Here is a 25582-nt window from a genome sequence, read left to right as displayed (position 1 = left end):
CCCCGCACGTGCACGACCCAGGCAAGCACGCCCCACGCACGACGTACCAGAACGGAGAACAGTCATGGCCCAAGCCGCAGCCGTGGCGAAACCGCCCGCGCCACCGAGGCGGCGCCGTGCCTCCGCCACGCCGCGCAGGCTCCCGTACCTGCTGATCGCCCCGGCGGGTCTGCTGATGCTGGGCTTCATCGCCTATCCGGTCATCAGCGTCTTCTACTACAGCCTGCAGGAGTACAACCCCACCAAGCCGTGGCGGAACGGCTACGCGGGCTTCGAGAACTTCGTCACGATCTTCACCGACGACCCGGTCTTCTGGGACACCCTCGTCTTCAGCGCCAAGTGGGTCTTCGTCGAGGTCGGCCTGCAACTGCTCTTCGGACTCGCGCTCGCCCTGATCGTCAACCAGACCTTCGTGGGCCGGGGCCTGGGCCGTGCCCTGGTCTTCTCCCCGTGGGCCGTCTCCGGCGTGCTGACCTCCGCGATCTGGGTGCTGCTCTACAACTCCCAGACCGGCATCACCCGTTACCTCGCCGACATGGGCATCGGCTCCTACGGCACGAGCTGGCTGTCGGACACCTCCACCGTGTTCCCGGCGGCGGTCGTCGCCGACCTGTGGCGCGGGGTGCCCTTCTTCGCGATCCTCATCCTCGCCGACCTCCAGTCCGTCTCGAAGGACCTGTACGAGGCCGCCGAGGTCGACGGGGCCGGCCGGATCAAGCAGTTCTGGCACATCACCCTGCCGCACCTGAAGGACGCGATCATCCTGTCCACGCTGCTGCGCGCGGTGTGGGAGTTCAACAACGTCGACCTGCTCTACACCCTGACCGGCGGCGGCCCGGCCGGCGAGACCACGACCCTCCCGCTCTACATCGCCAACACCTCCGTCGACGCCCATGACTTCGGCTACGCGTCGGCGCTGACCACGGTCGCGTTCGTGATCCTGCTCTTCTGCTCGATCGTCTACCTGCGGCTGAGCAAGTTCGGAGGCGAGAACAAATGATCACCAAGGAGGCCACCACGGCCGCCCCCGCCGCCGAGCGGGCCGCCCCCGCCCCGCCGCGCCCGGCGAAGAAGGAGGGCCCCGCCTGGGACCAGATCCCCCGCTGGCAGATCTACCTCCCGCTCGGGATCTACCTCGTCTTCACCCTCATCCCGTTCTACTGGATCCTGCTCTTCTCCCTGCGCCCGGCCGGCTCCACCTCACTGGTGCCCTGGCCGATGACCTTCGACCACTTCGAGAAGGTCTGGACGGAACGCAACTTCGGCACCTACTTCGGCAACAGCGTCCTGGTCGGCGTCGCCACCCTGGTGATGACCACGCTCGTCGCCCTGGCCGGCGGCTACGCCCTCGCCCGGTTCGACTTCAGGGTCAAGCGGGGCTTCATGCTCGCCCTGCTCTGCTCCCAGTTCGTGCCCGGCGCGCTGCTCCTGGTGCCGCTCTTCGAGATTTTCGCCGAACTCCAGATGATCAACTCCCTCGGCAGCGTCATCATCGCCGAGACGGTCTTCCAACTGCCGCTGTCGATGATCCTCATCAGCAACTTCATCAAGAACGTGCCGTACTCCCTGGAGGAGGCGGCCTGGGTCGACGGCTGCGGGCGGATGCGGGCCTTCCGGATCGTCGTCCTGCCGCTGCTGCGGCCCGGTCTGATCGCGGTGGGTTCCTTCGCCTTCGTGCACTCCTGGAACCACTTCCTGTTCGCCCTGATGTTCCTCAACAACCAGGACAAGCAGACCATCCCGGTCGGCCTCAACTCCCTGATGAGCGCGGACAGCGTCGACCTCGGCGCGCTCGCCGCCGGCGGCATCATCGCGGCCGTCCCGGTCGTCATCGTCTTCGCCTTCATCCAGAAGTGGCTGATCACGGGCTTCAGCGCCGGGGCGGTGAAAGGCTGATGAGACGGGGACAGGCCGACCTGCGCACGCTCCACCACACCTACGGCGTGGGCCGCGAGCGCGATCTGACCGCCGGCACCGCGGGGAGGGTCTCATGAGCACACCCCTGCCCGTCGTCCTCGCCGGCGCCCGCGGACACGGCCGCTGGCACCTCGCCAACCTCCGCCGCCTGGAGCGGGCGGGCCGCGCCCGGCTGGCCGGCCTCTGCGAGCCGACCCCGCTGACGGAGGAGGAGTACGGCGGTGAACTCCCCGCCCAGTCCGCCGACCTCGGTGCCCTGCTCGACACCACCGGCGCCCGGGTGGCCGTCGTCTGCACGCCGATCCCCACCCACACCGACCTCGCGCTGACCGCCGCCCGCCGGGGCGTGCACCTGCTCCTGGAGAAGCCCCCGGCACCGTCGTTCGCGGAGTTCCGCCGGATGGCCGACGGGGTCGCCGAGGCGGGCGTCGCCTGCCAGATCGGGTTCCAGTCGCTGGGCTCGCACGCGGTGCCCGCCATCCGGGAACTGCTCGCCGACGGTGCGATCGGCGAGGTCACCGGCATCGGCGGGGCCGGTGCCTGGGTGCGCGACGAGGCGTACTTCCGGCGCTCGCCCTGGGCCGGACGGCGCCGCATGGACGACGGCACCGACGTGGTCGACGGGGCGCTGACCAACCCCCTCGCGCACGCCGTCGCCACCGCCCTGGCCCTCGGCGGCGCCACCCGCGACCAGGACGTCGCCGCCGTCGAGACCGAACTGCACCGCGCCAACGACATCGAGGCCGACGACACCTCCTGCGTCCGCGTCACCGCCCCGACGGGCCTGCGCGTCACCGTCGCCGCCACCCTGTGCGCCGAACGCGCCGCCGAACCGTACGTCCTGGTGCACGGCACCCGTGGCCGGATCACCTTCTGGTACAAGCAGGACCGCGTCCTGCTCCAGCGCGCCGGCCACGGCCCCGAGGAGTACGAGCACGGCCGCACCGACCTGCTGGAGAACCTCCTCGACCACCTGGAAGGCGGCACCGGCCTGCTGGTCACCCCCGACGGCACCGGCGCCTTCATGCGGGTCGTCGAGGCGATCCGCCGGGCCCCCGACCCCCGACCGCTGCCCGAGACGGCCTGGCACCGGATCGCCGCCGAGGCCCGCCGGGTGGTCCCCGGCGTCGACGCCCTGGTCGAGTCCGCCGCCGGCACCCTCTCCCTCTACTCCGAACTCGGCGCCCCCTGGGCCGCCAAGGAGGTGACCGCCCGATGACCGGCACCGACGCCCCGGTCCTGCGCGTCGCCGGCCGCCCCGTCGCCCGGTACGTCACCCGGCCCGAGCTGCCCGCCCGCCTCTCCCCACGCCCCTACCTGCACCCCGTCACCACCCTGGCCGGCACGCCGGTCACCGAGTCCGCGCCCGCCGACCACGCCCACCACCTCGGCGTCGGTGTCGCCGTTCCCGACGTCGAGGGGCACAACTTCTGGGGCGGGCGCACCTTCGTCCGCGGCCGGGGCCCGACCGAGCTGGACAACCACGGCGCCCAGCGGCACACCGGCTTCCCGCTGTGCGACTCCGACGGGTTCGTGCAGGAGCTGTCCTGGGTCGCCGCCGGCACCGAGCTGCTGCGCGAGCGCCGTACGGTGGCCGCCACCGCGCTCACCGACCGGGCCTGGGCCCTGGACCTCACCTTCTCGCTCACCAACATCACCTCCGCCCCGCTCACCCTCGGCAGCCCCGCCACCAACGGCCGCCCCGGCGCGGCCTACGGCGGCTTCTTCTGGCGGGCCCGCAAGGAGGACGCGGCGCCGGACGTCCTCACCCCGGACGCCGAGGGCGAGGCCGCCGCGCACGGCCGCCGCGCCGACTGGCTCGCCCTGGTCGGCGCCGGCTGGTCGCTGGTGTTCGCCGGGGCCACCGGACGGACCCGCGAGGACCCCTGGTTCGTCCGCACCGAGGAGTACCCGGGCGTCGGCTCCTCGCTCGCCCACGACACCCGGCTGGCGGTGGCCCCGGGCGACACGGCCGTCCGCCGGATCATCACCGTCGTCGCCGACGGCCGCCTCGACGCCGACGGCGCCGCAGCCCTCGTACGGAAGGCGGTCAGCCCGTGACCAGCAGCAGTACGTACCGCAACCCCGTCCTGAACGCCGACTGGTCCGACCCGGACGTCGTGCGTGTCGGCGACGACTTCTACCTGACCGCCTCCAGCTTCGGCCGCGCCCCAGGCCTGCCGCTGCTGCACTCCCGGAACCTGGTCGACTGGACCCTGCTCGGCCACGCGCTCGACCGGCTGGAACCGGCGGAGACCTTCGCCGCGCCCCGGCACGACTGCGGCGTCTGGGCCCCGTCCCTCCGGCACCACGACGACCGCTTCTGGATCTTCTGGGGCGACCCCGACCAGGGGATCTTCCAGGTCAACGCCCCCGACGTCCAGGGCCCGTGGACGCGCCCGCACCTGGTCAAGGAGGGCAAGGGCCTGATCGACCCCTGCCCGCTGTGGGACGCGGAGACCGGCGAGGCGTACCTCGTGCACGCCTGGGCCCGGTCCCGCTCCGGTATCAAGAACCGCCTCACCGGCCACCGCATGCGCCCCGACGGCACCGGCCTGCTCGACGACGGCAAGGTGATCGTCGACGCCGACCGCCTCCCCGGCTGGTTCACCCTGGAGGGCCCCAAGCTCTACCGGCACGACGGCTGGTTCTGGATCCTCGCGCCCGCCGGGTCGGTGGAGACCGGCTGGCAGGGCGCCTTCCGCTCCCGCGACTTCTTCGGACCGTACGAGGAGCGGGTCGTCCTGGAGCAGAAGGACACCGACGTCAACGGCCCCCACCAGGGCGGCTGGGTGCGCACGGCGGCCGGGGAGGACTGGTTCCTGCACTTCCAGCAGCGGGGGGCGTACGGCAGGGTGGTGCACCTCCAGCCGATGCGCTGGGACCCGGACGGCTGGCCGGTGCTGGGCGACGACGGCGCGCCCGTCACCGAGCACCGGCGGCCCGCGCTGCCGCCCTCGGCGGCTGCTCCGGCCACCGACGACGACTTCCCCGGCGGACGGTTCGGCCCCCAGTGGTCCTGGACCGCCAACCCCCAGGGCGGCTGGACCGTCCCGCACACCGGGGACGGGCTGCGGCTGGCCTGCGTCCGGTCGGCCGACGCGCACGACCCGCGCAGGCTGCCGAACGTGCTCACCCAGCGGCTGCCCGGCACCCCGTGCGCGGTCGAGGTGGAACTGCGCCTCGACAGCGCCGAACCGGGCGCGCGGGCCGGGCTGGTGGTGCTCGGGGACGCGTTCAGCTGGATCGGGCTCCAGCGGGGCGCGGACGGGGCGGTGCACCTGGTGCACCGGTTCGGCGAGACGGTCGCGGAGGCGGAACGGGACGCGGCGCACGCGCGGCCCGCCCCCGAGGGCCGGGCCCGGCTGCGGATCGAGACCGGCCCGCACGCGCGCTGCCGCTTCCACTCCGACACCGGGGACGGCTTCCGCCCCTCGGGGCAGGTCTTCGCCGCCACCCCCTGGCGCTGGGTCGGCGCCCTGCTCGGCCTGTTCGCCGTCGCCCCCACCGGAGAGCCGGCCGCGGGCACGGCCGACTTCACCGGGTTCCGGATCACCGCCCTGTAACTCCGCAACTCCGCAACTCCTACCTCCGTACGCCTGTGGGGAGCCGCAATGACGCACTTCCGTAGCAAGCGCTTGCCCGGCAGGGGCGGGACCCTGGCCGCCGTCCTCGGCCTGGTGGCCGCCCTGACCCTCGGCGCGCTCGGGGAGGCCCGGGCCGCCGCGGCCGCCCCGCCGGGGACGGACCGCTTCTCCGACCGGCCGCACGGCTTCGCCTCCCTGGCCGGCGGCACCACGGGCGGGGCGGGCGGCGAGGTCGTCACCGTCACCGACCAGGCCGCGCTGGCGAAGTACGCGGCGGCCGAGGAGCCGTACGTCATCCGGGTGGCGGGCTCGATCGCCGTGGAGCCGTTCGGTTCGGACATCACGGTCGCCTCCGACAAGACGATCGTCGGCGTCGGCACGAGCGGCGAGATCGTCCACGGCGAGCTGCACCTGAACCCCGGCACCCACAACGTCGTGATCCGCAACCTGACGATCCGGGACTCCTACGTCGAGGGCGACTGGGACGGCAAGACCAGCGACTTCGACGCGATCCAGATGGACTCCGTCCACCACGTCTGGATCGACCACAACCACTTCACGCACATGGGCGACGGACTGCTCGACATCCGCGAGGACAGCCGGTACGTCACCGTCTCCTACAACCGCTTCACCGACCACAACAAGGCGATGGGCATCGGCTGGACGGAGAACGTCCGGACCGAGATCACCATCGACCACAACTGGTTCGCCGGCACCAAACAGCGCAATCCGTCCGCCGACAACTGCGCCTACGCGCACCTCTACAACAACTACCTGTCGGCACAGGTGGCCGACGGCGACCCCGTCTGGACCTACGGGAACTGGGCGCGGGGCGCCACCCGGATGGTCATCGAGAACAGCTACTACGACGGTGTCCAGCACCCTTACCAGGCGGACGCCACCGCCGAACTGGTACAGCGCGGCTCGGTGACCGAGAACACCACCGGCCGGCACGACACCCGGGGCGACGCCTTCGAGCCGGGCGGCTTCTACCCCTACCGGCTCGATCCGGCGGCGGCCGTCCCGGCGCTGGTCGAGCGCTTCTCCGGTCCGCAGCGGCGGATCGGGGCCCACTGACTCCCCCCACGTGACCAGCACGTCCGTACGTCCAGCGCTCCGCTCCACACCGTTCCACACCGCTCCACCCCGCTTCATCCAGCCTGATCCAGCCTGATCCAGAAGAAGAGAGCCGACTTATGAAGATCAGCATGCGCAGCAGCACCGGCAGGCGCCGGACACCGGCCGTCGTCGCCCTGGGGGCCGTACTCGCGCTGACCGCCACCGCCTGCGGGGACGACGGCAGCGGCACGAGCGGCAGCGAGGGGGCCGAGGGCAGCGGCAAGGGAGAGATCGTCTTCTGGGACAACAACGGCGGTGTCCGCACCGACATCTGGAAGGAGGTCATCGCCGACTTCGAGAAGGCCAACCCGGACATCGACGTCGAGTACGTCGGCATCGCCTCCACCGAGTACCAGTCGAAGGTCGACACGTCCATCCAGGGCGGCGGGCTGCCCGACGTCGGCGGGGTCGGCGCGGCCATGCTCGCCGGGTTCGCCGCGCAGAACGCGCTGGAGCCGCTGGACGACCGGCTCGCGGACTCCTCCCTGGACGGCAAGCTCAACGAGGACATGGTCGAGTCGCTGAAGGCGGCCGGCGGCGGCGACGGCTCGCTGTACTCGGTGCCGACCTCCGCCAACAACGGTGTCCTGTACTACCGCACCGACCTGTTCGGGAAGGCGGGGCTGGAGGAGCCCTCCTCCTGGGACGCCTTCTTCGAGGCCGCCGACAAGCTCACCGACGCCGGCGACAACGAGTTCGGGTACACCATCCGCGGCGGCGCCGGTTCCATCGCCCAGGCCCTCGACGCGATGTACGGGCAGTCCGGAATCACCTCCTTCTGGGACGCCGCCGGGGAGAAGACCACCGTCAACGACCCGAAGAACGTGGCGGCGCTGGAGAAGTACGCCGCGCTCTACAAGAAGGTCACCCCGGCCGCCGACCTCAACAACGACTTCACCAAGATGGTCGCCCAGTGGGACTCGGGCACGATCGGCATGCTCAACCACAACCTGGGCTCCTACCAGGACCATGTGAAGGCGTTCGGCGAGGACAGGTTCCGCGGCATCCCGCAGCCGGTCGGACCCGGCGGCAAGCGGGTGCAGGTCTCCAACCCGGTCGACGGGCTCGGCGTGTTCAAGAGCAGCAAGAACAAGGAGGCGGCCTGGAAGTTCATCGAGTACGCCGTCTCGCACGAGGCGAACTCGAAGTTCAACGAGTCGGCGGGGCAGGTGCCGGCCAACACCGACGCGGCGAAGGACGCGTGGGTCTCGGAGTCGGAGCCGACGAAGCTGGCGGCCGAGGCGCTGTCGGACGGTTCGACGACGATCGTGCAGCTGCCGTACTACCTGCCGGACTGGAACACGATCTCCAAGGCCGACAACGAGCCGAACTTCCAGAAGGTGCTGCTGGGGAAGATGTCGGCGCGGGATTTCCTGGACACGATGGCCGACCAGCTCAATGAGGCGCAGGCCGAGTGGAACGAGCAGAAGGGCTGAAGCCCGTCGTGGGGCGGTCCGTCGCCCGCAGGGCGCGGGCCGTCCCGGGCTGGTCGCGCCCACGCTGCGGAGCCGCATATCGGAACAGCCCCGCGCCCCCAGGGACATATCCTTCCCCTCCTGAAAGGTTGACCGGCGTGTCTCTCAGCCGCAGACAAGTCGCCGCCGCTGCCGTCGCTTCCGTACCTCTGGCCTTCGCCGCCACCGGTGCCGCACAGGCCGGCGTCCGTCACCGCACCCTCTACATCGCCGGCGACTCCACCGCCGCCCAGAAGCACGCCGACGCCGCGCCCGAGACCGGGTGGGGGATGGCGGCCCCCTTCTTCCTGCGCGCGGGCCTCGCCGTCGCCAACCACGCCGTCAACGGGCGCAGTTCCAAGAGCTTCGTCGACGAGGGGCGGCTGGAGGTGGTCCTGAAGGAGATCCGGCCCGGCGACTTCCTGCTGATCCAGTTCGCGCACAACGACGAGAAGAGCGAGGACCCCACCCGTCACACCGAGCCCTGGACGACGTACCAGGAGTACCTGCGCTCGTACGTCGACGGGGCCCGGGCGCGGGGTGCCCGGCCGGTGCTCGCCACCCCCGTCGAGCGGCGCCGGTTCGACGCGGCGGGGACCGCGCTGCCGAGCCACGGGGAGTACCCGGCGGCCATGCGGGCGCTCGCCGCCGAGGAGGGCGTGGCGCTGCTGGACGTCCAGGCGCTGTCGCTGGAGCTGTGGCAGCGGCTCGGCGTGGAGGGGACCAAGGCGTACTTCGACTGGACCGCCGCCGAGCAGGACAACACCCACTTCAACCCGCCCGGCGCGATCGAGGTGGCCCGGCTCGTGGTGCGGGAACTGCTGCGCACCCGGGTGCTGGGACACCGTGACGCGCGCCGGCTGGACGCGGAGATCCCCGCGTCCTGGATCACGTGGCCTGCCGCCTGACACCGACGTACCTCAAGGAGATCCGCACACATGCAGACACAGAGATGGCATGGGCACGTCATGGGCAAGGGTGCCGCGCTGGCCGGCTGCACCGCCTTGGTGGTGGGCCTGACCGCCGCCGGCGCCGAGGCCCGCCCCCAGCACCGGGACCCCGCCCGCCAGACGCTGCCCGCCGACGACGGCTGGGCCGCGTACGGCACCGGGACGACCGGGGGCGCCGCCGCCGACGCGGAGCACGTGTACACCGTGACGACCTGGGCCGAGTTCAAGGCGGCCCTGGCGGCGGACGGCACCGCGCCCCGCATCGTCAAGGTCAAGGGCACCATCGACGCCGTCGCCGAGGGCTGCGACGCGTTCGCCGTGCCCGGGTACGACTTCGGCGCCTACCTGGCCGCGTACGACCCGGCGACCTGGGGCCACGACACCGACCTGAGCGCCGAACCCGACGACAGCCCCGAAGGGCTGCGGCGGGCCTCCGCGGCCCAGCAGAGCCAGGCCGTCAAGGCGAGCGTCCCGGCCAACACCACCATCATCGGCGTCGGCCGCGACGCCGCCATCAAGGGCGCCAGCCTCCAGATCAAGGGCGTGGACAACGTCATCGTCCGCAACCTGACCTTCGAGAGCCCCGTCGACTGCTTCCCGCAGTGGGACCCGACGGACGGCGACACCGGCAACTGGAACAGCGAGTACGACAGCACGGTGGTGTACGGCTCCACCCACGTCTGGCTGGACCACAACACGTTCACCGACGGCGAGCACCCCGACAGCGCGGCCCCGGCCTACTTCGGGATGCTGTACCAGCAGCACGACGGGCAGCTCGACATCGTGCGCGGCGCCGACTACGTCACGGCCTCCTGGAACGTCTTCACCGACCACGACAAGACGATCCTGATCGGCAACAGCGACAGCGAGTCCACGGCCGCCGGCGACCGGGGGCACCTGAGGGCGACCTTCCACCACAACCTGTTCGAGGACCTCGTCGAGCGCGCGCCCCGGGTCCGCTTCGGCCAGGTCGACGTCTACGACAACCACTTCGTGGCGAACGAGGACTACGCCTACAGCTTCGGCGTCGGCAAGGAGTCCGCGCTGGTCGCCGAGCACAACGCGTTCACACTGCCGGACGGGATCAGCGCCGCCAAGGTGCTGAAGAAGTGGAGCGAGGCGCCGGTCACCGCCGCCCACAACCGGGTCAACGGCAAGCCCGTGGACCTGATCGCCGTGCACAACGCGGAGATCCCGGCCGAGACCCTCACCTCCGGCGCGGGCTGGACGCCCACGCTGCGTACCAAGGTCGACCCGGCGAAGGCCGTCCCCGCCCTCGTCGGCCGCGGCGCGGGCGCCGGCCGCCTGCGCTGACCCCACGCGGAACCAGGGCCGGGGCACCCTCGCGCGGCCCCGGCCCACCGGAGATCCCCCTCTGAAGGAGCACCCGCATGTCCCGCCCCGTCTCCTCCCGTCCGTCCCGTCCGTCCCGCCCGTCTCTTCCATCCCTTCCGTCCCGCAGAGGTTTCCTCCTGGCGACCGCCGGCGCCGGCGCCGCCCTCGGCCTCGCCGCCGCCCCCGCCACCGCGGGCAACCGCCCCTTCGGCCGCTACGGCTCCCCGGCCGCCCGGCTCACCCCGGACACCCTGTACGTCGACCCGCGCGGCCGCGGCGACTTCACCTCCGTACAGGCCGCCGTCACCGCCGCCACCGGCAGCGGCCGGACCCTGGTCCTCGCCCCCGGCACCTACCGTGAGACCGTCGCCGTCGACGCCACCCGCACCGAGGCCACCTGGATCGGCGCCTCCGAGGACCCCCGCGACACCGTCATCGTCTACGACAACGCGGCCGGCACCCCCAGGCCCGACGGCTCCGGCACCTACGGCACCAGCGGCTCCGCCACCACCACGGTCGCCGCCGACGGCTTCACCGCCCGCTGGATCACCTTCGCCAACGACTGGCTGCGCAGCGACAACCCCGACTTCACCGGCACCCAGGCCGTCGCGATCAAGGTGCAGGGCGACCGCTCCGCCTTCCACCACTGCCGCTTCCTCGGACACCAGGACACCCTGTACGCCGACACCCGTGACCTGACCCTCTTCGCCCGCCAGTACTACGCCCACTGCTACGTCGAGGGCGACGTCGACTTCGTCTTCGGCCGGGCGACGGCGGTGTACGAGCACTGCCACTTCCGCACGCTGGTCCGCACCGACCTGGCGGCGGCGCCGTACGGCTTCGTCTTCGCGCCCTCCACGGCGGGCGCCAACCCGCGCGGCTACCTGGTGACCGGCAGCCGCATCAGCAGCGAGGCCCCCGACGGCTACTACAAGCTGGCCCGCCCCTGGGTGCCCAGCTCCGACACCACCGCCCGCCCGATGCTCACCGTCCGCGAGACCCGCCTCGGCGCCGGCATCGACGCGGTCGCCCCGTACGCCGACATGCGCGACGCCCACCCCTGGCAGGACCAGCGCTTCCGGGAGTACCGCAACACCGGCCCCGGCGCCGCCGTCACCGTCCCGGAGAACCGGCCCCAGCTCACCCGCGCCGAGGCCGCGGCCCACACCAAGGCGGCCTACCTGGGCGACTGGCGGCCCCGTGCGTAGGGCCGCGACAGCCGCGCTGCTCGCCTGCGCGGCCCTGCTGCTGCCCTCGGCCCCCGCATCGGCCGCCGTACCCGGACCCGCCGGCTGGGCCGCCACCGGCCCCGGCACCACCGGCGGGGCGGGCGGCCGGACCTGGACGGTGCACGACCGGGCCGAGCTGAAGGAAGCCCTCGCGAACGACGGCGACCCGACCGCCCCCAAGGTGATCCGGGTGGCCGGCACCATCGACGGCCACGAGGCCGACGACGGCTCCTCGCTCGGCGAGCAGGACTACGCCCCCGGCTACGACCTCACGAAGTACATGTCCTGCTTCGGCGCGGACGGCACCGCCTGGTCCGACACCCGCTACGACTACTGCAAGCGGCAGCGGCAGCTGCGGCAGACCGGGTCGGACAACGAGAAGGCGCAGATCCAGCTCACCGTGGAGAGCAACACCACCCTGGTCGGCACCGGGGACGGCGCCTCGCTGCTCGGCGTCTTCCTGACCGTCAACACCGGCACGAACATCGTCGTCCGCGACCTCCGCCTCGAAGCGCCCGTCGACCACTTCACCAGCTGGTCCCCGGACGACGGCGCCGGCGGCAACTGGAACGCCCGGTTCGACGCGATGACCGTCATCACCGGTACGCACATCTGGATCGACCACTGTGTCTTCACCGACGGACGCTTCCCCGACCGCGCGGCCCCCACCGGCTTCCACGGGGAACACGTCCAGCGGCACGACGGGCTGCTGGACATCGAGGACGGCTCCGACTTCATCACCGTCTCCGACAGCCGCTTCGAGGACCACGACAAGGCGCTGCTCATCGGCTCCGGCGACAGCCGCGGCGACCGGGACCGCGGCCGTCTGAAGGTGACCTTCGCCCGCAACCTCTTCACCGGCATCACCCAGCGCGCCCCGCGCGTCCGCTTCGGGCGGGTGCACGTCGTCAACAACGTCTACCGGGGCCGGGCGGACGACACGCTGTACGCGCTCGGCGCCGGCGTCGAGTCGGCGGTCTTCTCCGAACGCAACGTCTTCACCTACCCGCACGGCACCCCCGCGCTCGCCGTCGCCGGCTACGGGGCCACCGTGTTCCACGACACCGGGTCCTGGTTCAACGGACGCCCCGCGCACCTGAACGCCGTGGCGCGCGGCCTCGGCCTCGCCGACGACGTGGGCTGGGACCCGGCCGACGTCTACGACCACCGGGCCCTCACCTCCGCCCGCGCCGTCGAGCGGTACGTCCTGCGGCACGCCGGCACCGGGAGGTCCCATGACCGCCCGTGAACCCCTGGGCCGCCGCACCTTCGTGGCGGGGGCGGCCACCGCCGCGCTGTTCACCGGGACCGGCGCGGGCACCGCACGGGCGGAGGACCTGGTGGGCGGCAACCTTCCCGACTTCCACCAGGCCCTCAAGGACGAGCTGCGCTTCCCGCTCGCCTGGGGCACCTCGCCCCTCCGCGACTTCCGGACGTGGCGGCGCACCGCCCGCAGGACCGTCGAGGACCACCTCCTCGTCGACGACCAGCGAGGCACCCCGTACGACCCGGAGTTCACCGACGGACCCGAGGGCGACGGCTACCGGCGCCAGTCGGTGACCCTCTCCCTCACCCGCCACACCCGGGTGCGCGGCAGCCTGCTCACCCCGCACGGCACCGGACCCTTCCCCGCCGTACTGCTGCTGCACGACCACGGCGCCAAGTTCGACATCGGCAAGGAGAAGTGCGTCCGGCCCTGGGCCCCCTGGGACGACGGCACCCGGCTCGCCTCCGCCCAGGCGTGGGCGGACAAGCTCCTCGGCGGCCGGTTCGTCGGCGACGAACTGGCCCGGCGCGGCTACGTGGTGCTCTGCCTGGACGCCCTCGGCTGGGGCGACCGCGGCCCCGTCACCTACGAACAGCAGCAGGCCCTGGCCGCCAACCTCTACAACCTCGGCTCCTCGCTCGCCGGGCTCATGGCCCGCGAGGACGCCCGCGCCGCCGGCTTCCTGGCCGGCCTGGACCGCGTCGACGCCCGGCGGGTCGCCGCCCTCGGCTTCTCGATGGGCGCCTACCGGGCCTGGCAGACCGCCGCGCTCAGCGACGACGTCGCCGCCGCCGTCAGCGTCTGCTGGATGACCGGCCTGAAGGAGATGATGGTCCCCGGCAACAACACGCTGCGCGGGCAGTCGGCGTACTACATGCTGCACCCCGGACTCGCTCGGCACCTGGACATCCCCGACGTGGCGAGCATCGCCGCGCCCCGGCCGATGTTCTTCGTCGACGGCGAGCAGGACACCCTGTTCACCCCCGACGGCGTGGCGGCGGCCTACGCGAAGCTGCGCGCCGTCTGGGACTCCCGCCGCGCCGGGCACCGGCTGCGCACCGACCTCTGGCCGGGCGTCGGCCACGTCTTCACCGCTCCCATGCAGGACGAGGTCTTCGCCTGGCTGGACTCCGTCCTGTGACCCCACCCGTAGGAGAAGGGACCCGCACGTCATGTCTCGTCGTACCGCTCTCCTGACCGCCGCCGCGCTCGCCGCCGGCACCGGCGTCGCCGCCCTCCCCACCCCGGCGCAGGCCGCCACCGTGGTCGTCAGCAACGTGACCGACCTGTCCAACGCCGTCAAGAACGCCACCGCCGGCACCGTCATCCAGGTCCGCGGCGGCACCTACTACCCGACCGCCACCCTCCAGTCGACCGCCGACGGCACCTCCTCGGCGCCGGTCACGCTCACCGCGTACGGCTCGGAGACCGTGAAGATCGACGGCTCGAACCTCCCCGACGGCGACTGGATCTTCAAACTGACCGCCGACCACTGGAACGTCTCCCACCTGACCTTCCAGAACTCCCCGGACTCCGCCGTCGTCTGCACCTCCTGCACCGGCACCGACTGGAACAACATCAAGACCATCAACGGCGGCGACTCCGGCTTCACCCTGACCGGCGACGGCACCGTGAACAACACCGTCCGCAACCTCGACTCCTACGGCCACTACGACGCCGCCAACCACGGCGAGAACGCCGACGGCATCGCCGTGAAGTACGGCTCCGGCACCGGCAACCTGATCACCGGGGCGCGGCTGTTCAACAACTCCGACGACGGCCTGGACTACTGGTCGTTCTCCTCCCCGGTCACCGTCGAGCACACCTGGGCCTTCGGCAACGGCAAGAACCGCTGGTCCGACCCGGCGTTCGCGGGTGACGGCAACGGCTACAAACTGGGCGGGGACGGGGAGGTCGTCGCGCACGTCGTCAACAACTCCGCCGCCTGGGACAACCAGGGCAACGGCTTCACCGAGAACTCCAACACCGGCGCCGTCGTCATCAACCGCACCACGGCCTACGCCAACGCCAAGTGGGGCTACTACTTCGCCACCTCCGCCGCCCGGCTCGGCAAGAACCTCGCCGTGAGCAACGGCAGCGGCCCGGTCAGCAAGGGCTCGTCGGTCGTCTCGGCCGGCAACAACTGGGACTCCGGCATCACCACCCCGGCCTTCGTGTCGACGGACGCGACCACCGCCTACAACGCCCGCTCCGCCGGCGGCAGGCTGCCCGCCACGACGTTCCTGACGACGGGCAGCACGACCATCGGGGCGACGATGAACTGACGTCAGCGGCCCCGGACCGACCCCAGCGTCGGCACCACCGGGACGATCGAACCGTCGGCGGCGAACTCCAGCCGGTCGACGGTGGTCTCCCGGTGGGTGCCGTCGCCACCGGGGCGGCCGGGGCCGTTCAGGGCGAACCGGTGGTAGACGATGTACCAGTCGTCGGTGCCGGGGGTGTTCACCACCGAGTGGTGACCGGTGCCGAGGATGCCGTACTCGGGCCGCTTGGACAGGATCGTCCCCCGCTTCGTCCACGGACCGAGCGGGGACGGTCCCGTCGCGTAGGCCACGTGGTAGTCCTCGCTGCGGGTGTCGTCCTCGGACCACATGAAGTAGTACGTGCCGTCCCGCTCGATCACGAACGACCCCTCACGGAAGCCGGCCGGGGTGATGTCCCGGACCGCCTCCGGGTCGAAGGACACCATGTCGTCATGGAGCGGCACGACATAGCCGTGGCCGTTGCCCCAGTACAGGTACGGCTGTCCGTCGGTGTCGGTGAAGACGGCCGGGTCGATCATCTGGCCCGCGAAGTCGGTCCTGCCGATCAGCGGCTTGCCCAGGGCGTCCTCGAACGGCCCGGCGGGGGAGTCCGCCACCGCCACGCCGATCTGCTGCTCGGCGCAGAAGTAGAACCAGTACTTCCCGTCGTGCTCGGTGATCGCCGGCGCCCAGGCGTAGGAGTCGGCCCAGGAGACGTCCGGGCCGAGGTCCAGGATCACGCCCCGGTCCCGCCAGTGCACCAGGTCCTTCGAGGAGTACGCCGAGAAGCGGGTGCCGCTCCAGCCCCGGAAGCCGTCGGTGGTCGGGTAGATCCAGTACTCGCCGTCCAGGTAGTGCACGTCGGGGTCGGCGGTGAGCCCCGGCAGCACCGGGCCGCGCGTGGGCACCGCCTCCACCGTCCACACCCGCCGGGTGCCGTCGGCCCCCGTCACCGTGTACGTCTGCGGCTCGCGGAAGTCACGGCGGGCCCCGGAGCGCGGGCTGACCGTCGCGCCCTCGGCCGTCCACAGCTTCGGCGCCAGACGTCTGAGGCCGGCGCCGGGCTCCACGGGCAGCACGACCTTCGAGGACGCCTCCGTGACGATCGCGTACCCCTTCTGCCCCTTCGCCGTCACGTCCGTCAGCGACGTGGGCGAGGCCGGGTAGGCGGCCAGCAGGCGGTCGTACTCCTCCTGCGTGACCGGCAGCACCGTGCCGTGCCGGGGGCTGGCCGGGAGCTGGTGGTTCTCGGACACCGTCCACTCGCCCGAGCCGAGGTCGGTGGTCTCGAAGGGGACGTAGCCCCGGCCGCCGTACTCGTCGATGAACAGGTACCACTTCTCCTCGGTGTTCGACTTGAAGACCGTCGGCCCCTCGCCGCGGTCGATCGAGCCGCTGCCGATGCAGTCGGAGACGAAGTCGTAGGAGGCGCCGGTCAGTTCGGCCGACTTCTCGGCGGTGATGAACTTCGAGCAGGGGGCGTCGGAGGCCGGGTTCCGCTCGTCCTTGGTGTAGCGGTAGTAGGTGCCCTCGTGCGCGACGACCGTGGAGTCGATGACCGAGTGGCCGGGGTCGCTCCAGACCTTCGGCTCGCTGAAGGTGCGGAAGTCCACCGTGGTCGCGTACATCATCTTGTTGTACGTCGAGCCGGTGTGCCCCGGGTCGTCGTCGGCGTACAGCTTGGACGCCCAGAAGACGACGTACGCGTCCAGCGACGCGTCCCAGTACGCCTCCGGCGCCCAGGCATTGCCCGCGTTGTCCGGGGCGACCCTCACCAGCCGCTGATCGGTCCAGTGGACCAGGTCGGTGGACTCCCAGACCATGACCGACGTGCTGCCGTGCCGCTGGACCTCGTCCCAGCTGCCGCTGCTGCTCCGGTACATCCGCAGGTCGGTGGCGATCGCGTAGAACCTGTCGCCCTCGGGGGAGCGGATCACGAACGGGTCGCGCAGGCCCCGCTCACCGATGGTGGAGGTGAGGACGGGTTCGCCGCCGTTCAGCTCCCGCCAGTGCAGCGGGTCGTTGCCGCGGCTGAGGGCGTAGCGGATCTGCTCACCGTCGGCGGTGCCCTCGCCGGTGAAGTAGGCGAAGAGGTAACCGGCGTAGCGGGGGTGGTTCACGGACGGCGCTCCTGGGTGGGCGGCGAGCAGGGTGAGCAGGAGGGAGAGGAGGAGGGTGAGGACGGCGGGCAGGAACGCGCGGGCGGTGTGGCGACGCATGACGTTTCCTGTCGGGGTCCGGTGGGTTGTGAGGGGAGGGGTGCCCTCGGAGTGTCACCAGGGGCGAACAGGGCGTCAACAGGCGTGGCGGACGCGGAAGTTTCCGAAAATTTCGCAGGCCGCCCGGAGGGGTGTCCGGACGGCCTGGTGGGGGAGACCGGTGGGGATCAGTCGTACGTGATGTCCGAGTCGTCGAACTTGCAGTACGTGCCGTCCGCGCCGGAGCCGGTCTTGGTCGGCTCGTCACCGTCGTCGTTGCCCGTGTAGCGGACGCAGAGGTCGATGTCCTCGTCGTCGTCGCCGTGGATGCGGATGTCCGAGAGCGTGGCGGTGTCGCCGTAGTTGGTGTTGATGCCGGCGAGCGCCTTGCCGGGCGCGGTGACGTCGATGTCGCTCAGCACGATGGTGCGCTTGTACTGCTGGGAGCAGTTGCCGCAGGAGCGGACCAGCTTGCCGAAGTCCTCGACCTGGAAACCGGTCACGGTGAGCTTCCCGGCGCCGTTGAACTGGAGCACCTTGTCGTCGGCCTTCTTCGCGCCGCCGCCGATCACCTTGTACGTCGCCGAGGACGAGGTGCCCTTGAAGGAGGCGGCGTCCTCGCCGACATCCGTCCACCACACGTTCTGCAGGGTGCAGGAGCCCTTGCAGTGGACGCCGTCGGCGGCCGGGGTGCCGATGATGACGTTCTTCAGGACGGCGCCGTCGGCCAGCTCGAAGACCGGGTCCTGACCCTCCTCCTGGCCGTCACCGCCGAGGTCGCCGGAGCCGTAGAAGTTCTTCAGCCCGCCGTCGTAGGTGCCCGAGACGGAGATCGTCGAGGAGACGGCCTTCTTGCCGGCGGCCGTCGGCCAGGACGAGGCGGCGCCCGCGGTGGACAGCATCGACGTGGTGACGATCGCCGCGCCGGTGATGCCGAACGCGGCGGCCGAGGCGATCACCGCCCGGCGCCGGGTGACCCCGCGGCGGTGACGGACGCGCTGCTCGGTTCGTGCGGTCATGAAAGGTTCCTTGCGTGAGGGAACGTTCTTGCGTTTCCTGGTCGCCGCCACCCGGAGGTGAGGTTGCCGCCCTCACGAAGAATGTTTCTCAGTCGTCGTCCTGGGGCGCGAAGTCACCGTCCACCGACAGTTCCCGGGAGCCGGAGACGGCCATCGCCGCGTAGGTGTCGTCCCCGGCGTCCCGGCCGCCGCGCGCATGGTCGTACTGCCCGGCGAACACCCAGGTGCCCGCCGGGACCGTACGGCCTTCCTTGAGCACCCACGTGTAGACGAGGAAGCCGTCGTCCTCGGCGACCGTCAGCGTGAAGTCCTCCTCGGGCAGCGACCGCCACGCCCCGGCCGAGGTGACCCCGCCGGTCTGCGCGATCCGCAGCCGGACGGTGAGGGCGGACAGGCTCTCCTCCGTCTTCAGCGTCACATTGCTCTGCGCCCAGAACGTGTTGCTGTGCCGGTCGACCGAGCCGTCCGACCACAGCGGACCGTCCGACACACCGCCGGTGGCCGGCGGGGCCGTGGGAGCGGTCGGGGTCGCCGGGGGCGTGGGGGGCGCCGAGGCCGTGGGAGTGGTGGGGGTCACCGGAGCGGTGGGGGACGCCGAGGCGCTCGGGGTACTGGGGGCGGTGGGGGGCGTCGGGGACGACGGGGGCGTCGGCGAGACCGCGACCGTCCCGGGCGCGGGGTCCGCACCGCGGACGGCGAGCGCGACCGCGCCGGCGCCCAGGCCGAAGACGCCCGCCACCGCCGCGGTGGCGGCCACCACCCGTGTCCAGCCCCACACGGGCCGGCGCGTCGCCCGGTGCCCGGCGCGAGCGGCCGCCCCCGCCGGGTGACCGGAGGGAGAGGCCATCCCGCGCTCGATCCGGGCCAGCATCCGCGCCCGGTCGGGCTCATGCGCCTCGGCCGCCTCCCGCAGCCGGGCGCGCACCTCCTCGTGGCCGTCGCGCACGGTCACCGGTTCCCTCCCCCGGCCGTGCCGGTGCCCTGTCCTACGCTCCGCGCCGTCGCGCGCACCCGCAGCGCGGCCCGCTCCGTGCCCAGCCGTCGCTGGAGTTCGGCCATCGCCTTGGAGGTCTGGCTCTTCACCGTACCCACCGTGACGCCCAGCGTGAGCGCGGTGTCCTTCTCGGAGAGGTCGAAGGCGTACCGGAGCACCACGCAGGCCCGCTTGCGGAACGGCAGTGAGCGCAGCGCCTCCTGCACGTCGACGACGGCCGCCACGTCCGGGTTCTCGGTCCGCTCCTCGCGCTGCGACCAGAACAGCGCGATCCGCCGCCGCTCCCGCACCGCGCTGCGCACCCGGGTCCGGGCCAGGTTGGCGACGACACCCCGGGCGTACGCCACCGGATGGTCGGCCGCGCGCACCCGGTCCCAGCGGTGCCACAGCGCCAGCAGCGCGTCCGCCGCCAGATCGTCCGCGATGTCCGGTTCACCGGTCAGCAGACGGGCCAGCCGGGACAGTTCGGCGTAATGACGCTCGAAGAACTCATGGAACTCCACGGAGGCGGCGTCGTCGACGACTGTGCCCACGGACGGTCTCTCCTCGCAGCGGCTTTCCCGGCATCGAACAACCGTGCGCCGGGTCGGGAAGCGGCACTGTACCAGCGTCGGTCCTCAACTCCGTGCGGTGTGCCGAACGTTGTGTGACGGGTCGAACCATTCCGAGCTGCTCGGCCGGCGGACGGGGTCGCGTCCGGGTCGTGTTCAGGGCGCGGGCGTGGTGCCGCCCGCCGTGCCGTCGTCCGTCTCCTCCAGTGCGTGGACCAGTCGGTCCAGGGCGGGCAGGGCCCGGTCCAGGGCCGCCCGGTCGGAGCCGGGCATCTCCTCGACGATCCGGACCAGCGCGGCGGTGCTGGCCCGGTCGTAGCGGTCGAGCAGTTCCAGGGCCTGTCGCGACGCGGTGAGCACCACCGTCCGCTGGTCGTGCGACGGGCGGACCCGTTCCACCAGCTGTGCGGCGGACATCGTGCGGACGAGATTGCTCACGGTGGACGGCGCCACCCGCAGCCGGGTGGCCGCGGCGCCGGGGGAGAGGCCCTCGGGCGAGGAGGAGAGCGCCCGCAACAACTCGATCTGGGCCTCCGGCAGGTCCGGCAGTCCTTCGGCGTTGCGGGTGGCGCGCAGGACCGCCCGGCGCAGCGGCCCCAGCAGCCCGCCCAGCCCGGTGGCCACCCGGACCGCTCCCGGTGTCCCCGCCGTGTCCGGGCCGTCCGTCCGGCCCGCTGCCTCGTCCCTGTCGTTCATGGCCCCATTGTGACCCGCGCCTCGATAGTTTTGTGACAAACAGTTTTTGTGACACAATAATTTTGTAGCAAGGTGCCGCGGTCCGCACAGAGGGTCCGCGGACAGGAGTGAGGAGCACCACATGGGCAACGCGACCGACGCCCCGACCACCGTCGAGAACCCCGTCCCGCTGCAGGACCTGTCCGGTATCACCGGGCACCGGTTCATCTACACGTACGCCAACGGCTGGCAGTACGAGATGTACGTGAAGAACGCCACGACCATCGACTACCGCATCCACACCGGCATGGTCGGCGGGCGCTGGGTCAAGGACCAGAAGATCGACCTGGTGCGGCTCGCCGAGGACGTCTACAAGGTGTCCTGGAACGAGCCGACCGGCACCTCGGTCGTCGTCAACGTGCTGCCCGGCCGCCGGGTCCTGCACGGCACGATCTTCTTCCCGCGCTGGATCGAGGAGGACGGGAGCAAGACGGTGCTCTACCAGAACGAGCACCTGGACGAGATGCGCGCCTTCCGCGACGCTGGTCCCACCTATCCGATCTACGTCGTCCCGGAGTTCGCCCGCATCACCCTGTTCGAGCACGTCGGTGAGGACGACGAGACCATCGTCGCGGTGGGCCCCGAAAACCTGCCCGAGGGCTTCGCCGACCGCGTCAACTGAGAGACGGTGACACCATCACGCCCACCCCCGCCCCGGTGCCGCCCCTCACCTTCTCCGCCCGTCTGCCGGTGCGCGTCGCCGCCCCGTACGACCTGGGCGAGGCACCGGACGGCCACCGCCGGCCGGTGCCCCTGGCCGGCGGCTCCTTCGAGGGGCCCGAGGTGCGCGGCACCGTCCTGCCGGGCGGCGCCGACCACCAGGTCCTGCGCACCGCGACCTGACGGAACTGGACGCCCGGTACGCCCTGGAGACCGGCCGCGGCGAGCGGATCGCGGTGCGCGACACCGGGATCCGCTCGGGACGGCCCGAGGACATCGCGGCCCTGGTCCGGGGCGAGGAAGTGGCGCCGGAGCGGATCTACTTCCGCAGCCACCCCCGTCTGACCACCGCCGCGGGCCGGCTCGCGTGGCTCAACGAACGCCTCTTCGTCGCCACCGGCGAGCGCCGGCCGGACAGCGTGGAGCTGGACGTCTTCCTGCTCGGCTGAGGTCGGCCCCCAGCCCCGTTCCTGATGATGACCCAGGGCAGGCACATCGACTGGGACGGGTACGAGATCGCCGTACCGGCGTTCCTGATCACCGCCGTGATGCCGTTCACGTACTCGATCACCAACGGCATCGGCGCCGGCTTCGTCTGTACGTCGCGATCGACCGGTGGAGCAGGTGCTGGGGGTGGAGCGACAGGAGGGGGCGCCCGGCGGAACGCTGGACGCCCCCCATTCCCCTCACGTCTCAGCGCCTCACCCGAAGGCGAGCTTCGTCGTCCCCCACGCACTGACGGAACTGATGACGGCGGCGCCGCTGCCGATGGCGGAGGAGCCGCCCTTGTGGAAGTAGACGCTCCCCGAGCCGGACAGGGCCCAGATGTCGGGGATGCCGTCCCCGTCGACGTCCGGAGTGCCGCGAAGGTGCGTCACCGGCACGGTGGCCGTCGACCAGCCCTCGGCGTACACCTCGTCGTCCCCGGTCTTCGACGCCGCCGCCGTCGACAGGGAGGCGAGGGTGGACCCGCCCGCGCTGTCCTTCACCCCGTACCGCAGGTAGAGGCGGCTGGAGGAGCCGGAGCGCCACAGCAGGTCGGGGGCGCCGTCCTTGTCGTGGTCACCGACCGAGACGAGGTCCCGCTCCAGCCAGGCCGACGAACTGATCCTCTTCGCCGTGCGGAAGGCGGCGCCGGTGTACCCGTCGAAGGCCCACAGCTCACCGCCGGTTCCCGTCGCGAACATGTCGGCCCGGCCGTCGGCGTCGTAGTCACCCACGATGATCTGGTCGAACGTCGCCGGGTCGGGTGAACCGGAGGGCAACCGGACCGTGCTGCGCCGGGAGATGTCGACGCTGCCGTAGCCGTCCCCGGGGTACACGTACAGCTTGCCGTCGGGCATCCGGGCGAAGAGGTCACCGATACCGTCGCCCGCGAGAGCGTCTCCGCCGTGCGCGAGGAGCGCGGGTGCGCCGTCGTCGCCCACCCAGTAGCCCGGCAGGTACTCCTCGCCGTCACCGTCCTCGTCGGAGAGCAGACCCACGCCGTCGTCATGACCGGCCGCCAGGCCGACGTGCAGGTCACCGGCGCCGGTGGACGGGTACAGCGTCAGGTTGCCGCTGGAACTGATGGCGTACAGGTCCGGGACGCCGTCCCCCGTGGCGTCACCCGGTTCGTCCGCCGAGTCCCTCGGCGTCACGTAGAACAGGTACTTCGTGCCCTGCGAGGGATTGCCGGCGCTGTCCACCGCGCGCACGTACAGGACGTTGGGGCCCGCGGTGGGCGGCGACAGGGACAGGGTGGCGGACTTGCCCGCCGTGACCGTCTTGCTCTTGTCGTAGGTCGTGTTGTTGAAGGAGTAGTCGAAGCGGGTGACGTCCGTGTCCTCGTCCGGGGCGATGGTGAACGTCCCGGACGTCCCGAACCTCACGTCCGACCAGACGCTCCCGTCCTCGTCGGCCGCCGGGTAGTCGTCGGAGGTCACGATCGGCTCGTTCGGCACGGTGCTGTCGTAGACGAACCGGCACACCTTCGGGCTCTTCGTGGGGTAGTACACGGACGCGGCCCCGGAGGAGTCGATCGCGCGGACCCGCCAGGAGTACTGGTACCCGTTGGTGAACCGCGTCTTGGAGACCGTGGCCGACGCCGTGCCGGTACTGGTGACCGTGACGTTCTTGTCGAGGATCTTGTCGTCGCCGTAGCCGGTCCGCCACAGCTCGAAGTCCAGGTACTCCAGGTCCTTGCGGGTGGAGGTGTCGTCGGGGTCGGAGGACTTCGCCGACAGGACGAGATCCCGCTTGCCGATGTGCATGTACGGCGTGCTGTAGTCACAGTTCCCGCCGGGGGACTGCTTCACCGAACTCGGCGTCTTCGGCTTGCGGTTGTAGACGATCCTCAGCTTGGGGGCGCTGTCCCCCTCGGCGCGGAACTTCTTCCAGGAGTAGGCGGAGTCCTCCGTGGTGGCGCGCAGCCCGATGGTCATCGTCCGGCCGCCGCTGTCGACGACGTCCTGGGTGGCCGACTTGGCGCTGTACTCCACGTAGGCGTCGGGGCAGGAGGAGTTGTAGCCGTGGGCGAAGGACTTGGTGCCGACCTCCGACTTCCAGTCCGGCTGGTTGTTCCAGGTGGTCTTGGACGAGATGGCCCCGGTGGTCCACACCTGCATCTCCCGGCTGGAACAGGACCAGGAGTAGGTCTCCCGCAGGGAGAGGGTGGCCGACGAGACGACGGCGCCCTTGAGGTCCGTGCTCCAGCCGAGCCGGAAGAAGGAACGCGACAGACCCCAGGTGGTCGACTCGTAGCCGACGCGGGCCTCGGTGGTGCCGCTGTTGTAGTTGGCGCCGTCGTAGAAGCTGGAGCTCGGGTACTTCTTGTACGCCGTCGTCCAGTTCTTGGTCTTGCCGTAGATCGTGGGGTCGATGAAGACCGGGTAGACGGTGTCCTCGGCGGTGAGCAGATCGCTGTCCGGCGTGATCGACAGGCCGGTGGAGGCGGCGCCGGGATCGGTCAGTGCGGCACCGGCGACCGCCATGTGCGTACCGGGGTCGGGCCCGGCGAGTCCGGTGAGGGCGAACACCTCCTCGTCCGTCAGCGAGGCGCGGGCGCCGTCCGCGTGGGCGGCCTGCCGGACGCCCGTCGTGCCGCTGCCGGCCGTCTTGGCGCTCGCCGGGCCGGCGGACGCGGTGCCGGCGGGATCCGTCTCCGTGGCCTCGCCGGACGGAGTGGTGCCGGTCGCGGTCGGTGTGGGTTCGGCGGACGGGGTCTCCGCCGGGGCGTCGGTGTCCATCCCGTCCTCGGGGGCGGCCGTCTCCTCGCCGACCGGTGCCCCGGACTCCTCCGAGTACGACGGGTCCGGCTCCGGCGCGCTCTCCGTCGGCTCGGGATCGTCGCCCTCGGTGACCGCGGGGCGGCCCGCCGAGTCCCACAGGTAGGGCGTGGGCGAGAAGGCGAACTCCTCACCGTCGCGGTCCTTCGCGCTGACGACCTTGCTGACCGGGTCCAGACGGAAGGTCAGGTCGGGGGAGGACAGGCCGTACGACAGCTCGGCGAGCGCCGGACCGGCGGCCGCTTCGGCGCTGTGCACGATCAGGACGTGACCGAAGCCGTCGGCCTGCGCGGTCAGCATGAGGTCGACCCCGTCGAACACGTCCCGGTACAAGGCACTGGGCCCGCTCACCACCGGCTCGGGCACCGCGCCCGGCCAGCTCAGCGTGATCTCGTGCCCGGCGCTGGTCAGGGTGGCCAACTCGGTGTAGCCGTCGGTGGCGTCGGCGACGCGGAGGGCGTTCCCGCCGCCGGCCGTGAACACCGCCGGGCGCACCGCTGACGCGGAGCCGCGGTTCGCCGCCCGGTGCCCGGTGCCCGCGCTCGCGCCGCCGGAGAACACGACGGGTTCAGCGGTGGCCTTGGGTGCCCACCCGCCCCCGGCCACCTGCGTCAAGGTCGTGTCGATGGACTTCCAGACCCCGTTCACCTTCGCCCGTACCGGCGCGCCGTGCACGACCGTCTCGAAGCTCCCGTCGGGGCGGGCGTAGGTCTCGGAGGTCTCGTCGCGCAGCGTGCCGACCTCCACCCGCTCCCCCCTGCTGACGGCCTGCTCCTGCGCGGTCTCCTCGGTCAGCGGACGCGCGGCGGCCTTCTCGGGGCCGGCCCGTCCGTCAGTGCCGTCGGATGCGTGGAGGAGCGGAACGGTGAGCAGTCCGACGCCCAGCGCGCCGGCGACCAGTGCGCCCACCCCTGCCCGTCCGCGTCCGGACGCGGGCAGGCCGAAGCGACGACGTTCCATGGTGCTGCGTCCCCTCCCCCTGGAATTCCGAAACCCCCGGAATTCTGTGAGTTCCCTTTGCGTCTCCGGCCGTACTG

21 protein-coding genes and 1 pseudogene are annotated in these 25582 nt (G+C 71.7%); 16 read left to right on the top strand and 6 right to left on the bottom strand.

From position 1 onward, the window contains the following. Window positions 1-64 precede the first annotated feature (64 nt). From ACZ3IG_RS28815 to ACZ3IG_RS28755, 13 genes and pseudogenes are all read left to right on the top strand, one after another. Entirely contained in the window at window positions 65-1000 is a 936-nt protein-coding gene (locus ACZ3IG_RS28815; protein WP_467435689.1) for a carbohydrate ABC transporter permease, read from the top strand. Then, window positions 997-1896 carry a carbohydrate ABC transporter permease gene (locus ACZ3IG_RS28810; RefSeq protein ID WP_467435688.1) on the top strand — a complete coding sequence of 300 codons (900 nt, stop codon included), beginning with the start codon at window positions 997-999 and terminating at the stop codon, window positions 1894-1896. The genes ACZ3IG_RS28815 and ACZ3IG_RS28810 overlap by 4 nt, the downstream gene beginning before the upstream one ends. A 94-nt stretch (window positions 1897-1990) precedes the next feature. Then, the gene (locus tag ACZ3IG_RS28805; protein WP_467435686.1) at window positions 1991-3136 is read left to right on the top strand and encodes a Gfo/Idh/MocA family protein; all 1146 of its coding nucleotides are present in this window, start codon (window positions 1991-1993) and stop codon (window positions 3134-3136) included. Further along, window positions 3133-3978: a DUF6807 domain-containing protein gene (locus tag ACZ3IG_RS28800; protein ID WP_467435685.1), complete on the top strand. Its 846-nt coding sequence runs from the start codon at window positions 3133-3135 to the stop codon at window positions 3976-3978. The genes ACZ3IG_RS28805 and ACZ3IG_RS28800 overlap by 4 nt, the downstream gene beginning before the upstream one ends. Beyond that, complete coding sequence (locus ACZ3IG_RS28795; RefSeq protein ID WP_467435684.1) at window positions 3975-5483, top strand: glycoside hydrolase family 43 protein; 1509 nt, start codon at window positions 3975-3977, stop codon at window positions 5481-5483. Before ACZ3IG_RS28800 ends, ACZ3IG_RS28795 begins: the two co-directional genes overlap by 4 nt. Window positions 5484-5531: 48 nt before the next feature. After that, window positions 5532-6572 (top strand): annotated as a pseudogene (locus ACZ3IG_RS28790) (pectate lyase family protein); the annotation flags it as partial. 128 nt (window positions 6573-6700) lie between these two features. Then, window positions 6701-8059, top strand: a complete 1359-nt coding sequence (locus ACZ3IG_RS28785; protein ID WP_467435682.1) for an ABC transporter substrate-binding protein — start codon at window positions 6701-6703, stop codon at window positions 8057-8059. Between the two features lie 137 nt (window positions 8060-8196). After that, window positions 8197-8985, top strand: coding sequence for a rhamnogalacturonan acetylesterase (locus tag ACZ3IG_RS28780; protein ID WP_467435681.1), 789 nt, complete (start codon window positions 8197-8199; stop codon window positions 8983-8985). 30 nt (window positions 8986-9015) lie between these two features. Then, window positions 9016-10341, top strand: a complete 1326-nt coding sequence (locus tag ACZ3IG_RS28775) for a pectate lyase family protein (RefSeq protein WP_467435679.1) — start codon at window positions 9016-9018, stop codon at window positions 10339-10341. A 77-nt stretch (window positions 10342-10418) separates the two neighbouring features. Next, window positions 10419-11570 carry a pectinesterase family protein gene (locus ACZ3IG_RS28770; RefSeq protein ID WP_467435678.1) on the top strand — a complete coding sequence of 384 codons (1152 nt, stop codon included), beginning with the start codon at window positions 10419-10421 and terminating at the stop codon, window positions 11568-11570. Continuing rightward, entirely contained in the window at window positions 11563-12840 is a 1278-nt protein-coding gene (locus ACZ3IG_RS28765) for a pectate lyase family protein (protein WP_467435677.1), read from the top strand. Before ACZ3IG_RS28770 ends, ACZ3IG_RS28765 begins: the two co-directional genes overlap by 8 nt. Then, window positions 12827-13999 carry a dienelactone hydrolase family protein gene (locus tag ACZ3IG_RS28760; protein ID WP_467435675.1) on the top strand — a complete coding sequence of 391 codons (1173 nt, stop codon included), beginning with the start codon at window positions 12827-12829 and terminating at the stop codon, window positions 13997-13999. Before ACZ3IG_RS28765 ends, ACZ3IG_RS28760 begins: the two co-directional genes overlap by 14 nt. A 31-nt stretch (window positions 14000-14030) precedes the next feature. Further along, window positions 14031-15143, top strand: coding sequence for a right-handed parallel beta-helix repeat-containing protein (locus ACZ3IG_RS28755; RefSeq protein WP_467435674.1), 1113 nt, complete (start codon window positions 14031-14033; stop codon window positions 15141-15143). A 2-nt stretch (window positions 15144-15145) separates the two neighbouring features. Here the strand turns inward: ACZ3IG_RS28755 and ACZ3IG_RS28750 are convergent, their stop codons facing one another. The 5 genes from ACZ3IG_RS28750 to ACZ3IG_RS28730 form a co-directional block, all read right to left on the bottom strand. After that, window positions 15146-17341 carry a glycoside hydrolase family 43 protein gene (locus ACZ3IG_RS28750; protein WP_467435673.1) on the bottom strand — a complete coding sequence of 732 codons (2196 nt, stop codon included), beginning with the start codon at window positions 17339-17341 and terminating at the stop codon, window positions 15146-15148. Between the two features lie 167 nt (window positions 17342-17508). Further along, entirely contained in the window at window positions 17509-18339 is an 831-nt protein-coding gene (locus ACZ3IG_RS28745; RefSeq protein ID WP_467435671.1) for a pectate lyase, read from the bottom strand. An 88-nt stretch (window positions 18340-18427) separates the two neighbouring features. Further along, window positions 18428-19285, bottom strand: coding sequence for a hypothetical protein (locus ACZ3IG_RS28740; RefSeq protein WP_467435749.1), 858 nt, complete (start codon window positions 19283-19285; stop codon window positions 18428-18430). A 2-nt stretch (window positions 19286-19287) separates the two neighbouring features. Then, entirely contained in the window at window positions 19288-19866 is a 579-nt protein-coding gene (locus ACZ3IG_RS28735; protein ID WP_467435670.1) for a SigE family RNA polymerase sigma factor, read from the bottom strand. A 174-nt stretch (window positions 19867-20040) separates the two neighbouring features. Next, entirely contained in the window at window positions 20041-20580 is a 540-nt protein-coding gene (locus ACZ3IG_RS28730) for a MarR family winged helix-turn-helix transcriptional regulator (RefSeq protein WP_467435669.1), read from the bottom strand. Window positions 20581-20701: 121 nt separating this feature from the next. On the opposite strand from ACZ3IG_RS28730, the gene ACZ3IG_RS28725 reads away from it, so the two are divergent. From ACZ3IG_RS28725 to ACZ3IG_RS28715, 3 genes are read left to right on the top strand one after another with little or no spacing between them, the layout of a single operon-like run. Continuing rightward, window positions 20702-21241: a phenolic acid decarboxylase gene (locus ACZ3IG_RS28725; protein ID WP_467435667.1), complete on the top strand. Its 540-nt coding sequence runs from the start codon at window positions 20702-20704 to the stop codon at window positions 21239-21241. 35 nt (window positions 21242-21276) lie between these two features. Beyond that, the gene (locus tag ACZ3IG_RS28720; RefSeq protein ID WP_467435666.1) at window positions 21277-21462 is read left to right on the top strand and encodes a DUF3237 family protein; all 186 of its coding nucleotides are present in this window, start codon (window positions 21277-21279) and stop codon (window positions 21460-21462) included. A gap of 53 nt (window positions 21463-21515) precedes the next feature. Then, window positions 21516-21728 carry a DUF3237 family protein gene (locus ACZ3IG_RS28715; RefSeq protein WP_467435665.1) on the top strand — a complete coding sequence of 71 codons (213 nt, stop codon included), beginning with the start codon at window positions 21516-21518 and terminating at the stop codon, window positions 21726-21728. Window positions 21729-21980: 252 nt separating this feature from the next. Here the strand turns inward: ACZ3IG_RS28715 and ACZ3IG_RS28710 are convergent, their stop codons facing one another. Then, window positions 21981-25505 carry a DNRLRE domain-containing protein gene (locus ACZ3IG_RS28710; RefSeq protein ID WP_467435664.1) on the bottom strand — a complete coding sequence of 1175 codons (3525 nt, stop codon included), beginning with the start codon at window positions 25503-25505 and terminating at the stop codon, window positions 21981-21983. Window positions 25506-25582 lie beyond the last annotated feature (77 nt).

The organism is Streptomyces sp. NPDC016677 (assembly GCF_055562815.1).
The sequence above is the reverse complement of the archived record's forward strand: the minus strand, read 5'-3'. Positions and strand labels throughout refer to the sequence as shown.